The sequence below is a fragment of the Erwinia sp. PsM31 genome, assembly GCF_030433775.1.
In the GTDB taxonomy this organism is placed as follows: domain Bacteria; phylum Pseudomonadota; class Gammaproteobacteria; order Enterobacterales; family Enterobacteriaceae; genus Erwinia; species Erwinia aeris.
This window is the reverse complement of sequence record NZ_JARUWZ010000001.1, coordinates 246,686-266,668: the sequence shown is the minus strand read 5'-3', so window position 1 is coordinate 266,668 and position 19,983 is coordinate 246,686. Positions and strand designations below refer to the sequence as shown.

Genomic DNA, 19,983 nt, shown 5'->3' with positions numbered 1-19,983 from the left:
GACAAACAATCGAATTGATAATTGTTTGCATTTGAAATAATGTATGGCCGCCTGGTCAGAGACGCCCGTGCGTACCGCAAACCAGGCGTGGGCGGACAGCAACGCCTGTTTATTTATCTACTTGCCTCTGTAGAGACTGGCGGAGGCGGATCTACAGGGAATGAGAACGTTGAACACATTATCAAGACTCTCACTGGCAATTTTGCTTGGCCTGGGCGCAATGGCAGGCGCAACGGCGGACGATAGCACCCAAACTAACGCTGAAGCAGGGGCGCCCGCGGCGGCGGCCTCCGGCGAACATGTCGATGCGGAAGGCGGCACCCTGATGGTCACGGCGGAGCAGCAGAACTTGCAGGCGCCGGGCGTATCCACCATCACCGCCGACGAAATCAAAAAACGTCCGCCTTCACGCGATCTTTCTGAAATCATCCGTACCATGCCGGGCGTTAACCTTACCGGCAACTCCACCAGCGGCCAGCGCGGCAATAATCGTCAGATCGACATTCGCGGTATGGGGCCAGAAAATACGCTGATCCTGATCGACGGAATGCCGGTCGCCAGCCGCAACTCGGTACGTCTGGGCTGGCGCGGCGAACGCGACACGCGTGGCGATACCAACTGGGTGCCGCCGGAAATGGTTGACCATATCGAAGTGATCCGCGGCCCGGCGGCGGCACGCTATGGCAACGGCGCGGCGGGCGGCGTGGTGAATATCATCACCAAACAGACCGGCAACGAGTGGCACGGCAGCTGGAACACCTACCTGAATATGCCGGAGCATAAATCCGAAGGCTCCACCAAACGCTCTAACTTCTCTTTGAGCGGCCCGATGGGCGATGATGTCAGCTTCTCGCTGTGGGGCAACCTGAGCAAGACCCAGGCGGACGCGCAGTTTATTAACGAAGGTCATCAGTCGCTGCGCACCGGCACCTATGCCGATACCGTTCCGGCGGGACGCGAAGGCGTGGTGAATAAAGATATACACGGTAAGCTGCGCTGGGAGTTTGCGACCAATCAGAACCTGGAGTTCAGCGCGGGCTACAGCCGTCAGGGTAATCTCTATGCAGGCGATACCCAAAACACCAATACCAGCGCGCTGGTGCAGAGCAAATACGGCGACGAAACCAACCGCCTTTATCGTCAGGACTATGCGGTCACCTGGACCGGCGTCTGGGATAATGGCGTCAGCACGCGCAGCTATGCTCAGTATGAGAATACGCGCAACTCGCGGATGAACGAAGGACTGGCAGGCGGTACGGAAGGGATCTTCTCAGACAGCGGGTTCTCCACTATCGAGCTCAACGACGTGCTGCTGCACAGCGAAGTCAGCGTGCCCTTTGAGTTTCTGGTTAACCAGACCGCGACGTTTGGCGCCGAATGGAACCAGCAGCATATGAAGGATGGCGCCTCTAATACTCAGGCGCTCTCTGGCGGCGCTATCGACGGCATCAGCAGCAGCAACCGCAGCCCTTACTCCTCGGCAGAAATCTTCTCGCTGTTTGCGGAAGACAATATGGAACTGACCGACAGCACCACGCTGGTGCCGGGGCTGCGCTTCGATCATCACAGCATCGTCGGCAATAACTGGAGCCCGTCGCTGAATCTTTCGCAGATCCTGGCGGACGACTTTACGCTGAAGCTGGGGATCGCCAGAGCCTATAAAGCGCCGAGCCTCTACCAAACCAACCCGAACTACGTGCTTTACAGCCGTGGTCAGGGCTGTGCCGACAGCGCCGGCGCCTGCTACCTGATGGGTAACGACGACCTTAAAGCCGAAACCAGCATCAATAAAGAAGTGGGCGTGGAGTATAAGCATGAGGGCTATCAGGCCGGTTTGACCTGGTTCCGCAACGACTACCGCGACAAGATCGAATCGGGTTACGTGCCGACACGCTCTACCGGCAGCACCGACATTTACAAATGGGAAAACGTGCCAAAAGCCGTGGTGGAAGGGCTGGAAGGAACGGTGAACCTGCCGGTGACGGAAGCCATCAGCTGGAACAATAACCTGACCTATATGCTGCAAAGCAAAAACAAAACCACGGGCGATCGCCTGTCTGTTATCCCGGAATATACGCTGAATTCGACGCTCTCCTGGCAGGCGACGCAGGATCTGTCGCTGCAAACCACCTTTACCTGGTACGGTCGGCAGACGCCGAAGAAGTATAACTACAAGGGAGAAGCGGTAAGCGGAACAGAAAAATCCACGGTCAGCCCGTATTCCATTTTGGGACTTAGCGGCACCTATGATGTGAATAAGTACGCCAGCGTGACCGTCGGTATCGATAACCTGTTCGATAAGCGTCATTTCCGCGAGGGCAATGCGCAAACCACGGGTAATTCGACGACCGGCGCCTATATGTATGGCGCAGGCGCCAATACCTTTAACGAGTCAGGCAGGACTTATTATATGAGTCTGAATACACATTTTTGATAAAAAGGGCGGGAGATAATCCCGCCCTTAATCTTAGTAATTCTGATAAATATCTTTATAAAGGCGGCTTTCAAAGCGAACCAGCGGAATGCGACGCTGCTTGAAATTCTGCGGCGGCACCGCATAGCCCGAAAGATATTGCACAAAGGCGACCCGCTTACCGCTGGCGGTGGTAATAAAGCCCGCCAGGTTATACACGCCCTGTAACGATCCCGTTTTCGCCGAGACTTTGCCGTCCACGCCCGCCTCATGCAGGCCGCCGCGATAGCGCAGCGTACCGTCGTAGCCTGCCAGCGGCAGCATAGAAATATAGTTCAGCTGCTGATCGTTTTGCGCAATGTATTGCAGCACCTGCATCATGGTATCGGGCGAAATCAGGTCGTGACGTGACAGGCCGGAACCATCCACCTGAATGCTGTTGCCCATATCGATATTGGCTTTTTGCCGCAGGATCTGACGGATAGCATCAGAACCGGCTCGCCACGTGCCGGGAACGCCAAAACGCTCATGACCAATGGTGCGGAACACCGTATCGGCAATCATGTTGTCCGACTTCTTCAGCATAATCTTCAGCAGATCGTGCAGCGGCGCGGACTGCGTCTCAGCCAGTACGGTGGCCGGCGGCGTCGCCAGCGTCTGCCGCACCAGATGCCCGGAATAGTCGATACCGGCCTGTTGCAGTTCTCCTTTCAGGATCGCACCGGCGTAGCTGGCACCATCCTGAATAGCAAAGGCCAGCGGCAGAGGTTCAGCGCGCTGGCTCATGCAGCCGGTCAGCGTAAAGCGGTTCAGCTCGCCAGGCACCACGTCCAGCTCACAATATTGCGCTTCCGACGAACCGCGCGCCAGCGTGCGTACCTGGCTGAACATATTGACCGGATAGAACGAAGCCACGCGAATAAAGGCTTTTTCGCCCGGCGTCTGCGCGCTGTAGAGCGAAACGGAGAAACAGTTACGATCCACGATAGCGGCTGCGGGCGGCGCGCTGAAGCACTGCGTCATATCGTTCCACGGCCAGCCCGGCGCTTTATCATGGCTGGCGAACACCGAGGTGTCGATCACCAGGTTACCCTGAATATGGTCGACGCCCTGCTTTTTTAAGACGGCAACCATATTGCGCAGATCCTGACGCGTTAACGTCGGATCGCCGCCGAATCGCGCCACAAGGTCGCCTTTTAGCGTCCCGTTGCTGATGGAGCCTTTACTTTCCAGCTGCGTATGAAAACGGTATTCCGGCCCAAGCTGGAGCAGGGCGGCCAGCGCGGTAATGACTTTCATCGTACTGGCGGGCAGCGCCATCTGCTTGCTGTGATAATCAATAGAAGGCGTATCCGCGCCGACTTTTTGCACAATCAGCGCCAGATTCGCGCCATCGGGCAGATACTGCATATAGTCTTCGACCGTGGCCGCGTTGGCATTCAGCATAAATGCGCAAGCTAAGCCGGTAACAATTCGTGAAAATCGCATAATCTCGCGTTTACTGGCAGGTGATGTTGCCATACTACGGTGCATCATGGTGGAAAGTAAACGATGACCCATAGGGAACTCTGGGGTAAAATACGTATCAAAATGCAAAACCACCAGGCCCTGGGTTTCCTCCGGGCCAGGTTTCTTTCGTTTGTAAATCAGTGGCAAGCGCCGCAGAACGCTTTTTCTGCACTTACCTGTCAGGATGACGAAAATTTTGCACAGGATCAGTTGACGAGGTATTGAGATGAATCAGATTCCGATGACGCTAAGGGGCGCCGAGAGACTGCGCGAAGAGCTTGAAGAGCTGAAAACCGTTAAACGCCCCAGAATTATTGCCTCTATCGCGGAAGCACGCGAGCATGGCGACCTGAAAGAAAATGCAGAGTACCACGCCGCACGCGAAGAGCAGGGCTTCTGTGAAGGTCGTATTCAGGAAATCGAAGCCAAGCTGTCCAACGCTCAGGTGATTGACGTCACTAAAATGAATGCGAATGGTCGCGTGATCTTTGGTGCTACCGTTACCGTATTGAACGTGGACACGGATGAGGAGTCGACCTACCGTATCGTGGGCGATGACGAAGCGGACTTTAAACAAAATCTGATTTCTGTTAACTCGCCGATGGCGCGCGGTTTGATCGGCAAAGAAGTGGATGATGTGGCCATCATCAAAACGCCGGGCGGCGACGTTGAGTATGAAATTCTGAAAATAGAGTATATCTGATTTACTCTTAAGCTATTTTTCAGACATAGTGTAAAGAAAAGAAAAAGGCCGCTTTGCGGCCTTTTCCTGACATCACGAGCGTGTCACTTTCTTCTGCGGCTAGCTTTTAGCGAGGAAGAGCGATTTTACGTTCCTTCGTCGGACGGTACAGCACCAGCGTCTTGCCGATAACCTGCACGTTTGCGGCTTTGGTTTCGCGCACGATAGCCTCTACCACCAGGGTTTTTGTCTCACGGTCTTCCGTCGCGATTTTTACCTTGATGAGCTCATGGTGCTCCAGTGCCTGTTCGATTTCGGCCAGCACCCCTTCGGTCAGACCGTTGTTGCCTAACATCACGACAGGCTTCAGCGGATGGGCCAGTCCTTTCAGGTGCTGTTTTTGTTTGGTACTCAGATTCATCGTATTTTTTACTTACATTGGGATTGAAAACGGGTCATTCTACCGCCATCTCGGGTATATCACCAAATCGGCATGCTGATTTGTGCGGTTTATTTATCGCATACGTTGAATCATAGTTGGAAATTGTATGACTGGTAAAAAGCGTTCGGCCAGTTCCAGCCGCTGGCTACAGGAACACTTTAGCGATAAATATGTGCTGCAGGCGCAGAAAAAAGGGCTGCGTTCGCGCGCCTGGTTTAAACTTGATGAAATACAGCAGGGTGACAAGCTGTTTAAGCCGGGGATGACGGTTGTCGATCTCGGTGCGGCGCCAGGCGGATGGTCTCAGTATGTGGTGACGCAAATTGGATCAAAAGGTCGCGTGATTGCCTGTGATATCCTGCCGATGGATCCTATCGTCGGCGTCGATTTCCTTCAGGGCGATTTTCGTGATGAACTGGTGCTGAAAGCGCTTATGGATCGCGTTGGCGATACCAAAGTGCAGGTAGTAATGTCCGATATGGCGCCCAACATGACGGGAACGCCGGCGGTAGATATTCCAAGGTCAATGTATCTGGTTGAGCTTGCGCTGGAGATGTGCCGGGACGTTCTGGCACCCGGCGGCAGTTTTTTAGTGAAGGTGTTTCAGGGAGATGGCTTTGAAGATTACCTCCGGGAAATTCGCTCCCTGTTTACGAAAGTGAAAATTCGTAAGCCGGACGCTTCACGTTCTCGTTCACGTGAAGTGTACATTGTAGCGACAGGGCGCAAACTATAGTACCCTACGCTGTCTGTTAACACAGTTGTAATAAGAGGTTAATCCCTTGAGTGACATGGCGAAAAACCTGATTCTCTGGCTAGTCATCGCAGTCGTGCTGATGTCGGTCTTCCAGAGCTTTGGGCCCAGCGAGTCAAATGGCCGTAGGGTTGATTACTCAACCTTCCTGTCGGAAGTGAACCAGGATCAGGTCCGCGAGGCACGTATTAACGGGCGTGAAATCAACGTTGTCAAAAAAGACAGCAACAAATACACCACCTACATCCCCGTCAACGATCCTAAGTTGCTCGATAACCTGTTGACCAAAAATGTCAAAGTGGTAGGCGAACCGCCTGAAGAGCCAAGCCTGCTGGCTTCCATCTTCATTTCATGGTTCCCGATGCTGCTATTGATCGGCGTGTGGATTTTCTTTATGCGTCAGATGCAGGGCGGCGGCGGCAAGGGCGCGATGTCCTTCGGCAAAAGCAAAGCCCGTATGCTGACGGAAGATCAGATCAAGACGACGTTTTCGGACGTTGCAGGCTGTGACGAAGCGAAAGAGGAAGTCGCCGAGCTGGTGGAATACCTGCGCGAGCCGAGCCGTTTCCAGAAGCTGGGCGGTAAAATTCCAAAAGGCGTGCTGATGGTCGGTCCTCCGGGTACCGGTAAAACCCTGCTGGCGAAAGCCATCGCGGGTGAAGCGAAAGTGCCTTTCTTTACTATCTCCGGTTCTGACTTCGTTGAAATGTTTGTCGGCGTGGGCGCATCCCGCGTACGCGATATGTTTGAACAAGCCAAGAAGGCGGCGCCGTGCATCATCTTTATCGATGAGATCGATGCGGTAGGTCGTCAGCGCGGCGCGGGTCTGGGCGGTGGTCACGATGAACGTGAGCAAACGCTGAACCAGATGCTGGTTGAGATGGACGGCTTTGAAGGCAACGAAGGCATTATCGTCATCGCGGCAACTAACCGTCCTGACGTGCTTGACCCTGCGCTGCTGCGTCCGGGCCGTTTCGACCGTCAGGTTGTGGTCGGTCTGCCAGACGTGCGTGGCCGTGAGCAGATCCTGAAAGTGCATATGCGTCGCGTGCCGCTGGCTACCGACATTGATGCGCTGGTTATCGCACGCGGTACGCCGGGCTTCTCCGGTGCCGATCTGGCGAACCTGGTGAACGAAGCCGCTCTGTTTGCCGCCCGCGGCAACAAGCGCGTGGTTTCAATGGTTGAGTTCGAGAAAGCGAAAGACAAAATCATGATGGGTGCGGAACGTCGCTCCATGGTGATGACGGAAGCGCAGAAAGAATCTACCGCTTATCACGAAGCGGGCCATGCCATTATCGGCCGTCTGGTGCCAGAACACGATCCGGTACACAAAGTCACGATTATTCCACGTGGCCGTGCGCTGGGCGTGACCTTCTTCCTGCCGGAAGGCGATGCTATCAGCGCCAGCCGTCAGAAGCTGGAAAGCCAGATCTCCACGCTTTACGGCGGCCGCCTGGCGGAAGAGATCATCTATGGCGTAGAGCATGTGTCTACCGGCGCGTCTAACGACATCAAAGTAGCGACCTCCATTGCACGTAACATGGTTACGCAATGGGGCTTCTCCGAGAAGCTGGGTCCGCTGCTTTATGCGGAAGAAGAGGGCGAAGTGTTCCTGGGACGTTCCGTCGCGAAAGCGAAGCATATGTCTGATGAAACGGCACGCATTATCGATCAGGAAGTGAAAGCGCTGATCGAAGGCAACTACCAGCGCGCCCGCCGTATCCTGAACGAGAATATGGACATCCTTCACGCGATGAAAGACGCGCTGATGAAGTATGAAACCATTGATGCGCCTCAGATCGACGACCTGATGGCTCGCCGCGAAGTGCGTCCGCCAGCCGGTTGGGAAGATCCGGGCAGCAGCAGCTCTGACAACGGTACGCCTAAGGCGCCGCGTCCGGTCGACGAACCGCGTACGCCAAACCCTGGTAACACCATGTAAGCGTGACCGAGCAACAACAAACCCCGGCGATGACCGGGGTTTTTTTTTATGATTATCTCACCACACTGAAGGAGAACCGCCGCCATGAAGCTTCACGCCCGAGATTCCGTGCTCGATATGACTCATCCTCACGTTATGGGCATTCTGAACGTGACGCCGGACTCTTTTTCGGACGGCGGCAAGCATAACGATTTAGTGCAGGCCCTGACGCACGCTAACGGCATGATTAACGCTGGCGCGACCATCATTGATATCGGCGGCGAATCTACGCGTCCTGGAGCGGATGAGGTCAGCGTTGAACAGGAGCTGGCGCGCGTTATCCCCGTTGTGGAAGCTATCTCGCAGCGCTTTGAGGTATGGATCTCTGTGGATACCTCCAGCCCGGAGGTTATCCGGGAAGCCGCAAAGGCTGGCGCGCATATCATTAACGATATCCGCTCCCTGCAGAAACCCGGCGCGCTGGAAGCGGCGGCAGAGACGGGGCTGCCGGTCTGCCTGATGCATATGCAGGGCGATCCTAAAACGATGCAGCAGTCCCCTCAGTATCGTCATTTGTTGCAGGAAGTGGACGCCTTTTTCGTGGAGCAGATCGCTCGCTGCGAGGCGGCGGGGATCAAAAAAACGCAGCTGCTGCTCGATCCGGGATTCGGTTTCGGTAAGAATCTCTCCCACAATTACCAACTGTTAGCGCACCTGGCCGATTTTCACCGCTTTGGGCTGCCGCTGCTGGTCGGCATGTCACGCAAAAGTATGATTGGGCAGCTGTTGAACGTCGGGCCGACGCAGCGGCTGACGGGCAGCCTGGCCTGCGCGGTTATTGCCGCTATGCAGGGCGCGCATATTTTGCGCGTTCACGATGTTAAAGAAACCGTTGAGGCGATGCGCGTCGTCGAGGCGACACTGTCAGCGAAGGAAAAGTAGCATGAGCAACCGTAAATATTTTGGTACAGATGGCATTCGTGGCAAGGTCGGCGAAACGCCGATTACCCCAGACTTCGTTCTGAAGCTGGGCTGGGCGGCAGGCAAAGTGCTGGCGCGCAACGGCTCAAAAAAAATTATTATTGGTAAGGACACGCGTATTTCCGGCTACATGCTGGAATCCGCGCTGGAAGCAGGCCTGGCGGCGGCAGGTTTGTCAGCCGCTTTTACCGGCCCAATGCCGACACCCGCTATCGCCTATTTGACCCGCACTTTCCGCGCGGAAGCGGGTATTGTGATTTCCGCGTCGCATAACCCTTTCGACGACAACGGCATCAAATTCTTTTCGATCGACGGCACCAAGCTGCCGGATGAGGTCGAAGAAGCGATTGAAGCGGAAATGGAAAAGCCCATTACCTGCGTTGACTCTGCCGAGCTGGGACGCGCCAGCCGTATTGTGGATGCCGCAGGCCGCTATATCGAATTCTGTAAAGGCACCTTCCCCAGCGAGCTGAGCCTGAACGGCCTGAAAATCGTGGTGGACTGCGCCAACGGCGCCACCTATCACATTGCGCCAAACGTGCTGCGCGAGCTGGGGGCGGAAGTGATTACCCTTGGCGTCAATCCGGACGGAATGAACATCAACAAGGAATGCGGCGCAACCGATCTTCGCCAGCTGCAGGCTCGCGTAGTGGCCGAAAAAGCCGATATCGGGCTGGCCTATGACGGCGACGGCGACCGTATCATGATGGTCGATCACCTGGGTGAAAAGGTCGACGGCGATCAGATCCTCTATATCGTGGCTCGCGAAGGCTTGCGCCAGGGCCAGCTGCGCGGCGGCGTGGTAGGCACGCTGATGAGCAATATGGGGCTTGAGCTGGCGCTGAAACAGCTGGGCATTCCTTTCGCCAGGGCGAAAGTGGGCGACCGCTACGTGCTGGAGAAGCTGCAGGAGAAAGGCTGGCGGCTGGGCGCGGAAAACTCCGGTCACGTTATCCTGCTGGACAAGACCACTACCGGCGACGGCATTGTGGCAGGTTTGCAGGTACTCACTGCCATGGTACGCAACCATATGAGCCTGCACGACCTGTGCAGCGGCATGAAGCTGCTGCCGCAGATCCTGGTGAACGTGCGCTTTAGCGGCGCAACGGATCCGCTGGAAGATGCGCAGGTGAAAGCGGTGACGGCCGAAGCGGAAAAAGAACTGAAAGGGCGTGGTCGCGTCCTGCTGCGTAAATCGGGCACCGAGCCGCTGATCCGCGTGATGGTGGAAGGCGAAGACGAAGCGCAGGTCACGTCGCTGGCACACCGCATTGCCGATGCGGTCAAGGCTGTCTGAGGCAAATAATAACCGGGCCGGGCACGACAGGGTGCCCGGCTGAAAGCGTCGTAGCCGTGTGATAGTTGGCGCTTTTTTCAGCTTTGCCGTCGCTTTTGCCGCTTTTTTCTGCAATTGACGTGGCCGTGCTAAATTGCCCTTGCGCAATCAGGCCGCTTTGGTTAGTATTCACACCCGCTTCTGATGGGTAGCGACAACGCTATCTGCTCACTGGTTTTGAAGCTTAAATGCGCGATAACGCGCAAGGAAACAGGTTGATTATGTACGAAGCTCTTTTGGTAGTTTTCCTTATTGTGGCAATCGGCCTTGTAGGTCTGATCATGCTGCAGCAAGGTAAAGGCGCTGATATGGGCGCATCGTTCGGTGCAGGTTCTTCAGCAACGCTGTTCGGCTCTAACGGTTCTGGCAACTTTATGACCCGTATGACCGCAGTGCTGGCGACGCTGTTCTTTGTAATCAGTCTGATCCTGGGCAACCTGAACAGCAACAAAACGCAGAAAGGAAGCGAGTGGGAAAATCTGTCTCAGCCTGCACAGCAGCAGAGTCAGCCAGCGAAACCGGCCGCGCCGGGTAGCGATATCCCACAGTAAGCGGTAAATTTCGACGCGACAGAAAAGAAAAAGTCGCAACCTTTTAGTGCCGTGGTGGTGGAATTGGTAGACACGCTACCTTGAGGTGGTAGTGCCCGCATGGGCTTACGGGTTCAAGTCCCGTCCTCGGTACCAAATCTCAGTTTTGCTTGCATTTTATGCAAGATCGGCGTAGTATTTGCCACGTTTTCGGACGCGGGGTGGAGCAGCCTGGTAGCTCGTCGGGCTCATAACCCGAAGGTCGTCGGTTCAAATCCGGCCCCCGCAACCACTTTCCCTTAGAGTTCTTTTTCAAATATACTGTATGCATTGCACGGCGCTAACAGCGAATTTTGAAAAAAATTCTATGGATTGTGCCGAACCGCCATTTATGGCGTACAGGGTCCAGTCGCATAAAGCCCCGATTTATCGGGGTTTTTTGTTATCAGGAAACAGCATACTGGGCTATTAAGCCCTTTTTTTATGTCTTGGGGGTGGGATTGTCCACATTAGAGCAAAAATTAACAGAGCTGATTACGGCACCGGTAGAAGCGCTGGGCTACGAGCTGGTTGGCATTGAGTTCGTTCGCGGTCGCACATCTACGCTGCGCATCTATATTGATAGTGAAGATGGCATCAATGTTGATGATTGTGCTGATGTCAGCCACCAGGTCAGCGCGGTGTTTGATGTTGAAGATCCCATCACCGTGGCTTATAACCTTGAAGTCTCCTCGCCAGGCCTTGAGCGCCCACTCTTTACCGCAGAGCACTACGCGCGATTCACCGGCGAGGAAGTAAGCCTGGTGCTGCGTATGGCCGTACAGAACCGCCGCAAGTGGCAGGGAATCATTAAATCCGTAGATGGTGAAATGGTAACCGTTGCCGTTGAGGGTAACGACGAAGTGTTCGCGCTGAGTAACATCCAGAAGGCGAACCTGGTTCCCCACTTTTAAAAGTCCGGATTGAGGCATACCAGGATGAACAAAGAAATCTTAGCTGTAGTCGAGGCAGTATCGAACGAGAAATCCCTCCCGCGCGAGAAGATTTTCGAAGCGCTGGAGAGCGCGCTGTCCACGGCTACCAAGAAAAAGTACGAGCAGGAAATCGACGTCCGCGTCAGCATCGATCGCAAAAGCGGCGATTTTGACACGTTTCGCCGCTGGGTCATTGTTGACGAAGTCACCATGCCAACGCGTGAAATCACCCTGGATGCCGCGCGATTCGAAGACGAATCGCTGAATCTGGGCGATTATGTTGAAGATCAGATCGAATCTGTCACCTTTGACCGTATCACCACGCAGACGGCAAAACAGGTTATCGTGCAGAAAGTGCGCGAGGCAGAACGCGCGATGGTCGTTGACCAGTTCCGCGAGCAGGAAGGTGAGATCATCACCGGCGTCGTGAAGAAAGTGAACCGCGACAACATCTCTCTCGAAGTGCGCCCAACCGATGGTTCTAATACCAATGCGGAAGCGGTAATCATTCGTGAAGATATGCTGCCGCGTGAAAACTTCCGTCCGGGCGACCGCATCCGCGGCGTACTCTATGCAGTACGGCCGGAAGCGCGTGGTGCACAGCTGTTCGTTACGCGCTCCAAACCGGAGATGCTAATCGAACTGTTCCGCATTGAAGTGCCGGAAATTGCTGAAGAAGTGATTGAGATTAAAGCTGCCGCGCGCGATCCAGGCTCCCGTGCCAAGATCGCCGTAAAAACCAACGACAAGCGTATCGACCCGGTCGGCGCCTGCGTGGGTATGCGCGGTGCGCGAGTTCAGGCGGTGTCCAGCGAGCTGGGTGGCGAACGTATTGATATCGTGCTGTGGGATGACAATCCTGCGCAGTTCGTGATCAATGCGATGGCCCCGGCGGACGTCGCCTCTATCGTGGTGGATGAAGATAATCACACCATGGATATCGCCGTAGAAGCCGGAAATCTGGCTCAGGCGATTGGCCGTAACGGCCAAAACGTGCGTCTGGCTTCGCAGCTGAGTGGCTGGGAGCTGAACGTGATGACGGTCGACGATCTGCAGGCCAAGCACCAGGCTGAAGCCCACGCTGCCATCGACGTCTTTACCAAACATCTCGATATTGATGAAGATTTCGCAACCGTGCTGGTTGAAGAAGGCTTCTCTTCTCTGGAAGAGCTGGCATACGTGCCTATCAACGAGCTGTTGGAAATCGACGGTCTGGATGAAGAGACAGTAGAAGCGCTGCGCGATCGTGCGAAAAATGCGTTAACCACCCTTGCTCTGGAAAAAGCCGAGAGTCTGGGCGACAAACAGCCGGCAGAAGATCTGCTGAACCTGGAAGGTCTTGACCGTGAGCTGGCATTTAAGCTGGCAGCGATTGGCGTTTGCACGCTGGAAGATCTTGCCGAGCAGGGTGTTGACGATCTGACAGATATTGAAGGCCTGAACGACGAAAGGGCCGGCGAGCTGATTATGGCTGCACGAAATATCTGCTGGTTCGGCGACGACGCGTAATAAACTGTAGCAGGAAGGAACAGCATGACAGATGTAACTGTAAAATCGCTGGCGGCAGAGATTCAGACACCGGTAGAACGCCTGGTACAGCAATTTGCTGATGCAGGGATCCGCAAGTCTGAAACCGACTCTGTGACCCAGCAGGAAAAAGAGACGCTCCTGACGCACCTGAATCGCGACAACAATGGCGGTTCTGGTAAACTGACCTTACAGCGCAAAACGCGCAGCACCTTGAATATTCCGGGCACCGGCGGTAAAAGTAAATCGGTGCAAATCGAAGTCCGCAAAAAACGCACCTATGTAAAAGGCGATCCTGCAGAAGCCGCTCAGGCAGAAGCAGAAGAGCAGGCACAGCGCGAAGCGGAAGAAATGGCTCGTCGCGAGGCTGAAGAAAAAGCCCAGCGCGAAGCTCAAGAAAAAGCGCAGCGTGAAGCCGAGGAGCAGGCTAAACGTGAGGCGGCAGAGAAAGCCAGGCGTGAAGCAGCGGAAAAAGACAAAGTGAGCAACCAACAAACCGACGATATGACCCGCAATCAACAGTCTGATAAAGCCCGTCGTGAAGCGGAAGCCGCTGAACTGAAGCGTAAAGCTGAAGAAGAAGCGCGTCGCAAGATCGAAGAAGAAGCGAAGCGCGTAGCGGAAGAGGCCCGTAAAATGGCGGAAGAAAAAGGTTCAGAATGGGCGGAAGCGGAGAAAGAAGTGGAAGACACTTCTGACTATCACGTGACCACCTCTACCCACGCCCGTGCGGCAGAAGACGAGAACGATGCGCAGGTTGAAGGCGATCGCCGCACTCGCGCTGCTCGTCCGGCTAAAGCCCCACAGCGTAAGAAAGGCAACAAGCATTCCGAAGCGAAAACCGACCGTGAAGAAGCGCGTGCGCAATTCCGTGGCGGTAAAGGCGGCAAGCGTAAGAGTACGCTGCAGCAGGGCTTCAACAAGCCGGCTCAGGCTGTTAACCGTGACGTGGTTATCGGTGAAACCATCACCGTAGCGGAACTGGCTAACAAGATGGCGGTGAAAGGCTCCCAGGTCATCAAAGCGATGATGAAAATGGGCGCTATGGCCACCATCAACCAGGTTATCGATCAGGAAACTGCCCAGATGGTCGCGGAAGAGATGGGTCACAAAGTGACGCTGCGCCGCGAGAACGAGCTGGAAGAAGCGGTAATGAGCGATCGTGATACCGATGCGGCCATGGAATCCCGTGCGCCGGTCGTGACCATCATGGGCCACGTTGACCACGGTAAAACCTCACTGCTGGACTACATTCGCTCCACTAAAGTCGCCTCTGGCGAAGCGGGCGGCATTACCCAGCACATCGGTGCTTACCACGTCGAAACCGACAACGGTATGGTGACCTTCCTGGATACCCCTGGCCACGCCGCGTTTACCGCAATGCGTGCTCGTGGTGCTCAGGCAACGGATATCGTTATCCTGGTTGTCGCCGCCGATGACGGCGTGATGCCACAGACCATCGAAGCTATCCAGCACGCCAAAGCGGCGAAAGTGCCGGTTGTGGTTGCGGTGAACAAGTGCGATAAGCCAGAAGCCGATCCGGATCGCGTTAAAAACGAACTGACTCAGTACGGTATCATTCCGGAAGAGTGGGGCGGCGAGAACATGTTCGTTAACGTTTCCGCGAAAGCCGGAACCGGTATCGACGACCTGCTGAACGCTATCCTGCTGCAGGCTGAAGTCCTGGAGCTGACCGCTGTTCGTCAGGGTATGGCCAGCGGCGTCGTGATCGAATCCTTCCTGGATAAAGGTCGCGGCCCTGTTGCTACCGTGCTGGTACGTGAAGGTACGCTGAACAAAGGCGATATCGTGCTGTGCGGCTTCGAGTATGGCCGTGTGCGTGCGATGCGTGACGAGCTGGGCCGCGAAGTGCTGACTGCGGGTCCTTCGATCCCGGTCGAAATCCTGGGCCTGTCAGGCGTTCCTGCTGCCGGTGATGAAGCGACCGTGGTGCGTGACGAGAAGAAAGCGCGTGAAGTGGCGCTCTATCGTCAGGGCAAATTCCGTGAAGTTAAGCTGGCGCGTCAGCAGAAATCCAAGCTGGAGAACATGTTTGCTAACATGACCGAAGGCGAAGTTTCCGAGCTGAACATCGTGCTGAAAGCGGACGTACAGGGTTCTGTCGAAGCTATCGCCGACTCGCTGATGAAGCTTTCCACTGACGAAGTGAAAGTGAAAATCGTTGGCTCCGGCGTAGGTGGTATCACCGAGACCGACGCCACGCTGGCTGCGGCTTCCAACGCCATCCTGGTAGGCTTTAACGTTCGTGCCGACGCGTCTGCGCGCCGCGTGATCGATTCAGAAAGCCTGGATCTGCGTTACTACTCCGTCATCTATAACCTGATTGACGAAGTGAAGCAGGCGATGAGCGGTATGCTGGCGCCGGAATACAAGCACCAGATCACCGGCCTGGCCGAAGTGCGTGACGTGTTCAAATCACCTAAGTTTGGCGCGGTTGCCGGCTGTATGGTGACGGAAGGCAACATCAAGCGTCACAACCCAATCCGCGTGCTGCGCGACAACGTGGTTATCTATGAAGGCGAGCTGGAATCCCTGCGCCGCTTCAAGGATGACGTTAACGAAGTCCGTAACGGCATGGAATGTGGTATCGGCGTGAAGAACTACAACGATGTGCGCGTTGGCGATATGATCGAAGTCTTCGAGATCATCGAAATCCAGCGTACCATCGCTTAATGGTTGCCTGACCAACCTGTTCGGGAGGCCTTTGCGCCTCCCGTATTTATTTGGAGAGAATAATTATGGCGAAAGAATTCGGTCGCCCGCAGCGCGTCTCCCAGGAACTGCAGAAAGAGATCGCGATTATTTTACAGCGTGAGATCAAAGATCCGCGTCTGGGCATGATGGTCACGGTTTCCGGCGTGGAAGTTTCCCGCGACCTGGCCTATGCAAAAGTGTTCGTTACCTTTTTAAACGATAAAGACGAAGACGCCATCAAAGGCGGCCTGCGCGCGCTGGGCGACGCTTCCGGCTATATCCGCTCCCTGCTGGGCAAAGCGATGCGCCTGCGTATCGTGCCTGAACTGACCTTCTTCTACGACAACTCGCTGGTTGAAGGGATGCGCATGTCTAACCTTGTCACTAACGTGGTTCGCAACGACGCCGAGCGCCGTGGCCCTGCGGAAGACGACAAGGAGGAGTAATGAGTCGTCCTCGTCGTCGCGGACGCGATATTCACGGTGTCCTGCTGCTGGACAAGCCCGGCGGCCTGTCGTCTAACGACGCGCTGCAAAAAGTTAAGCGGCTGTTTAACGCCAACCGCGCGGGCCATACGGGCGCGCTCGATCCGCTGGCGACCGGTATGCTGCCAATATGCCTGGGCGAAGCGACGAAGTTTTCCCGCTATCTGCTCGATTCCGACAAGCGCTATCGCGTGATCGCGCGGTTAGGCCAGCGTACCGATACTTCGGATGCGGACGGTCAGATCATCAGCGAACGACCGGTGAACTTCACGCAGGCGCAGCTTGACGCCGCGCTGGATAACTTTCGTGGCGAAACGCAGCAGGTGCCGTCAATGTATTCGGCGCTCAAGTATCAGGGGCGCAAGCTCTATGAATATGCGCGTGAAGGCATTGAAGTCCCGCGTGAAGCACGCAGCATTACCGTTTACGAACTAAAATTTATTCGCCTTGAAGGCGACGAGCTGGAGCTGGAAATTCACTGCTCAAAAGGCACTTACATCCGCACCATTACGGACGATTTAGGCGAAATGCTGGGCTGCGGTGCGCACGTGATTTTCCTGCGTCGTTTGCAGGTCGCGACCTATCCGATCGACGCAATGGTCACGCTGGAGCAGCTGCAGGCGCTTAGCGAAGAGGCCGCGCGTAACGAGCGTCCGGCGGCAGAGCTGCTCGACCCGTTGCTGATGCCGATGGACAGCCCGGCGGCGGCTTATCCTGAGGTGAACCTGCCTGTCAGCGCGGCGGCTTACTTCAAACAGGGCATGCCGGTGCAGGCGGCGAACGTGCCGGACTCGGGGCTGGTGCGCGTCACGGAAGGCGAGGCGCGTCAGTTTATCGGCATGGCGGAAGTGGCGGAAGATGGCCGCGTTGCGCCGCGTCGGCTGGTTGTAGAATATTCCGATGCATCATTTGCGAAAGCCTCAGGCTCAGAGTAGAATGGCGCGGCTTTACATTGGGTGGCTGAATTAGAGATCGGCGCCTGTACATTTATCTTAAAATTTGGAGTAGTAAAATGTCTCTAAGTGCAGAAAACAAAGCGCAGATCGTTGCTGATTACGGCCGTGATGCTAACGACAGTGGTTCTACCGAAGTTCAGGTTGCTCTGCTGACCGCTCAGATTAACCATCTGCAGGGTCACTTCTCTGAGCACAAAAAAGACCACCACAGCCGTCGCGGTCTGCTGCGCATGGTTTCACAGCGTCGTAAGCTGCTGGATTACCTGAAGCGTAAAGACGTTGCACGTTACACCAGCCTGATCGAGCGTCTGGGTCTGCGTCGCTAAGTCTTACAGTCTGCTCTCCTCGCTTTCGTCGTCCGACGAAGGAAAAGGGGGAAAAAGGCAGATTTGTGCGAGTTTCGCTAAAAAGGGGCCTTTATGGCCCCTTTTTTCAGTCGGGCGGCAGCAATCCAGGCCAAACTATTGTATTGTTGCTGAGTGTGATCTTCAGTTGCAGAGATTCGCGCGGCTAATGAGAGGCTTTGTCCCATAAGGGATTAGGGTTGTCATTAGTCGCGAGGATGCAATGAAGATTTAAGAGTCACGGCAGGAGAAAGCTCTTGCCAGGAACGTTAAGGACATTATTTTGCTGAATCCGATCGTAAAAAAATTCCAGTATGGTCAGCATACCGTCACGCTTGAAACCGGTATGATGGCTCGTCAGGCCACCGCTGCCGTTATGGTCAGCATGGACGACACCGCTGTATTTGTAACCGTAGTTGGCCAGAAAAAAGCCAAGCCGGGTCAGGACTTTTTCCCTCTGACCATCAACTATCAGGAGCGTACCTACGCTGCTGGTCGTATCCCGGGCAGCTTCTTCCGTCGTGAAGGCCGTCCAAGCGAAGGCGAAACGCTGATTGCGCGTCTGATTGACCGCCCGCTTCGTCCGCTGTTCCCGGAAGGTTTTGTTAACGAAGTCCAGGTGATTGCCACCGTGGTTTCCGTTAACCCACAGGTTAACCCTGATATCGTAGCGATGATCGGCGCTTCTGCCGCGCTGAGCCTGTCCGGTATTCCTTTCAACGGCCCAATCGGCTCTGCCCGCGTGGGTTACATCAACGACCAGTACGTGCTGAACCCAACCACCGACGAGCTGAAAGAAAGCAAGCTGGATCTGGTTGTTGCTGGTACCGAAGGTGCCGTGCTGATGGTGGAATCCGAAGCGGAACTGCTGAGCGAAGATCAGATGCTGGGCGCCGTGGTATTTGGCCACGAGCAGCAGCAGGTTGTTATCGAAAACATTAAGGCACTGGTTGCCGAAGCGGGCAAACCTCGCTGGGAATGGCAGCCGGAAGCGGTTAACGAAGCGCTGAACAGCCGCATCGCCGCGCTGGCCGAATCCCGTCTGAGCGACGCTTACCGCATCACCGAAAAACAGGAGCGTTACGCTCAGGTTGACGTGATCAAATCTGAAACCACAGCGGCGCTGCTGGCGGAAGACGCAAGCCTGGACGAAGGCGAAATCAGCGATATCCTGCACGGTCTGGAAAAGAACGTGGTGCGTAGCCGCATTCTGCGTGGTGAGCCGCGTATCGACGGTCGTGAAAAAGATATGATCCGTGGTCTGGACGTGCGCACCGGCGTGCTGCCGCGTACTCACGGCTCCGCGCTGTTTACCCGTGGCGAAACTCAGGCGCTGGTAACGGCGACGCTGGGCACCGCGCGTGACGCACAGAACCTGGACGAGTTGATGGGTGAACGCACCGACAACTTCCTGTTCCACTACAACTTCCCTCCGTACTCCGTGGGTGAAACCGGTATGGTTGGCTCGCCTAAGCGTCGTGAAATTGGTCACGGTCGTCTGGCGAAGCGCGGCGTGCTGGCCGTAATGCCGAAAGGCGACGCGTTCCCGTACACCGTACGTGTAGTGTCAGAAATCACCGAATCCAACGGTTCATCGTCTATGGCTTCCGTATGCGGCGCTTCACTGGCGCTGATGGACGCGGGCGTGCCGATCAAAGCGGCCGTAGCCGGTATCGCGATGGGTCTGGTTAAAGACAACGATAACTTTGTCGTGCTGTCAGATATCCTGGGCGATGAAGATCACCTGGGCGACATGGACTTCAAAGTAGCCGGTAGCCGTGAAGGCATTACCGCGCTGCAGATGGACATCAAAATCGAAGGCATCACCCGCGAAATCATGCAGGTGGCGCTGAACCAGGCTAAAGGCGCGCGTCTGCATATCCTGGGCGTAATGGAACAGGCTATCAGCACGCCACGCGGCGATATCTCGCAGTTTGCTCCGCGCATCCATACCATCAAGATCAGCCCGGACAAGATCAAAGACGTGATCGGTAAAGGCGGTTCTGTTATTCGTGCGCTGACCGAAGAGACCGGCACCACCATCGAAATCGAAGATGATGGCACCGTGAAAATCGCTGCGACCGACGGTGACAAAGCGAAGTTCGCTATCCGCCGTATCGAAGAGATCACGGCAGAAATCGAAGTGGGCCGCATTTACAACGGTAAAGTGACCCGCATCGTCGACTTCGGCGCCTTCGTCGCTATCGGCGGCGGTAAAGAGGGTCTGGTGCACATTTCTCAAATCGCCGACAAGCGCGTTGAGAAAGTCACTGACTATCTGCAGATGGGTCAGGAAGTCCCGGTGAAAGTTCTGGAAGTTGATCGTCAGGGCCGCGTGCGCCTGAGCATCAAGGAAGCGGCCGAGCCGGAAGCGGCTGCGGCGCCTGCGCCAGAAGCTTCAGCAGAATAAG

Annotated in this window: 16 protein-coding genes and 2 tRNA genes; 16 read left to right on the top strand and 2 right to left on the bottom strand. The window is 55.5% G+C overall.

The annotated features are described in order from the left end of the window. Positions 1 to 169 precede the first annotated feature (169 nt). A complete protein-coding gene (locus QCD69_RS01240; protein WP_301250719.1) occupies positions 170 to 2,434 on the top strand; it encodes a TonB-dependent siderophore receptor in 2,265 nt (754 codons plus the stop codon). A 33-nt stretch (positions 2,435 to 2,467) separates the two neighbouring features. Here the strand turns inward: QCD69_RS01240 and dacB are convergent, their stop codons facing one another. Beyond that, entirely contained in the window at positions 2,468 to 3,901 is a 1,434-nt protein-coding gene (dacB, locus tag QCD69_RS01235; protein ID WP_301250762.1) for a serine-type D-Ala-D-Ala carboxypeptidase, read from the bottom strand. A gap of 247 nt (positions 3,902 to 4,148) precedes the next feature. Here dacB and greA point away from each other — a divergent pair, with 247 nt between their 5' ends. Further along, on the top strand, positions 4,149 to 4,625 hold the full coding sequence (greA, locus tag QCD69_RS01230; RefSeq protein ID WP_125287106.1) for a transcription elongation factor GreA: 477 nt from the start codon (positions 4,149 to 4,151) through the stop codon (positions 4,623 to 4,625). Positions 4,626 to 4,731: 106 nt separating this feature from the next. On the opposite strand, the gene yhbY is transcribed toward greA, so the two are convergent. Beyond that, the gene (gene yhbY / locus QCD69_RS01225; RefSeq protein WP_125287107.1) at positions 4,732 to 5,025 is read right to left on the bottom strand and encodes a ribosome assembly RNA-binding protein YhbY; all 294 of its coding nucleotides are present in this window, start codon (positions 5,023 to 5,025) and stop codon (positions 4,732 to 4,734) included. A 127-nt stretch (positions 5,026 to 5,152) separates the two neighbouring features. On the opposite strand from yhbY, the gene rlmE reads away from it, so the two are divergent. From rlmE to pnp, 14 genes are all read left to right on the top strand, one after another. Continuing rightward, a complete protein-coding gene (gene rlmE, locus QCD69_RS01220) occupies positions 5,153 to 5,782 on the top strand; it encodes a 23S rRNA (uridine(2552)-2'-O)-methyltransferase RlmE (protein ID WP_125287108.1) in 630 nt (209 codons plus the stop codon). Between the two features lie 55 nt (positions 5,783 to 5,837). Further along, on the top strand, positions 5,838 to 7,745 hold the full coding sequence (gene ftsH, locus QCD69_RS01215; RefSeq protein WP_253457909.1) for an ATP-dependent zinc metalloprotease FtsH: 1,908 nt from the start codon (positions 5,838 to 5,840) through the stop codon (positions 7,743 to 7,745). Positions 7,746 to 7,829: 84 nt separating this feature from the next. Then, positions 7,830 to 8,666: a dihydropteroate synthase gene (gene folP, locus QCD69_RS01210; protein ID WP_253457912.1), complete on the top strand. Its 837-nt coding sequence runs from the start codon at positions 7,830 to 7,832 to the stop codon at positions 8,664 to 8,666. Between the two features lies 1 nt (position 8,667). After that, positions 8,668 to 10,002 carry a phosphoglucosamine mutase gene (glmM, locus tag QCD69_RS01205; RefSeq protein ID WP_301250718.1) on the top strand — a complete coding sequence of 445 codons (1,335 nt, stop codon included), beginning with the start codon at positions 8,668 to 8,670 and terminating at the stop codon, positions 10,000 to 10,002. 260 nt (positions 10,003 to 10,262) lie between these two features. Then, the gene (secG, locus tag QCD69_RS01200) at positions 10,263 to 10,592 is read left to right on the top strand and encodes a preprotein translocase subunit SecG (protein ID WP_253457917.1); all 330 of its coding nucleotides are present in this window, start codon (positions 10,263 to 10,265) and stop codon (positions 10,590 to 10,592) included. Between the two features lie 48 nt (positions 10,593 to 10,640). After that, positions 10,641 to 10,727: transfer RNA gene (locus tag QCD69_RS01195), tRNA-Leu, on the top strand. 59 nt (positions 10,728 to 10,786) lie between these two features. After that, a tRNA-Met gene (locus QCD69_RS01190) sits at positions 10,787 to 10,863 on the top strand. Between the two features lie 208 nt (positions 10,864 to 11,071). Beyond that, positions 11,072 to 11,524 (top strand): ribosome maturation factor RimP, encoded by a 453-nt coding sequence (gene rimP / locus QCD69_RS01185; RefSeq protein ID WP_148101243.1) that lies wholly within the window; start codon positions 11,072 to 11,074, stop codon positions 11,522 to 11,524. A gap of 24 nt (positions 11,525 to 11,548) precedes the next feature. Further along, positions 11,549 to 13,054 carry a transcription termination factor NusA gene (gene nusA, locus QCD69_RS01180; RefSeq protein ID WP_253457920.1) on the top strand — a complete coding sequence of 502 codons (1,506 nt, stop codon included), beginning with the start codon at positions 11,549 to 11,551 and terminating at the stop codon, positions 13,052 to 13,054. A gap of 24 nt (positions 13,055 to 13,078) precedes the next feature. Continuing rightward, complete coding sequence (infB, locus tag QCD69_RS01175) at positions 13,079 to 15,766, top strand: translation initiation factor IF-2 (RefSeq protein WP_253457923.1); 2,688 nt, start codon at positions 13,079 to 13,081, stop codon at positions 15,764 to 15,766. Positions 15,767 to 15,831: 65 nt separating this feature from the next. Next, a complete protein-coding gene (rbfA, locus tag QCD69_RS01170) occupies positions 15,832 to 16,233 on the top strand; it encodes a 30S ribosome-binding factor RbfA (RefSeq protein WP_125287116.1) in 402 nt (133 codons plus the stop codon). Continuing rightward, positions 16,233 to 17,207, top strand: a complete 975-nt coding sequence (gene truB / locus QCD69_RS01165) for a tRNA pseudouridine(55) synthase TruB (protein ID WP_301250717.1) — start codon at positions 16,233 to 16,235, stop codon at positions 17,205 to 17,207. The genes rbfA and truB overlap by 1 nt, the downstream gene beginning before the upstream one ends. Positions 17,208 to 17,284: 77 nt before the next feature. Further along, positions 17,285 to 17,554, top strand: a complete 270-nt coding sequence (gene rpsO, locus QCD69_RS01160) for a 30S ribosomal protein S15 (protein ID WP_125287118.1) — start codon at positions 17,285 to 17,287, stop codon at positions 17,552 to 17,554. Positions 17,555 to 17,855: 301 nt separating this feature from the next. Then, positions 17,856 to 19,982 carry a polyribonucleotide nucleotidyltransferase gene (gene pnp / locus QCD69_RS01155; RefSeq protein WP_253457929.1) on the top strand — a complete coding sequence of 709 codons (2,127 nt, stop codon included), beginning with the start codon at positions 17,856 to 17,858 and terminating at the stop codon, positions 19,980 to 19,982. Position 19,983: the final 1 nt, after the last annotated feature.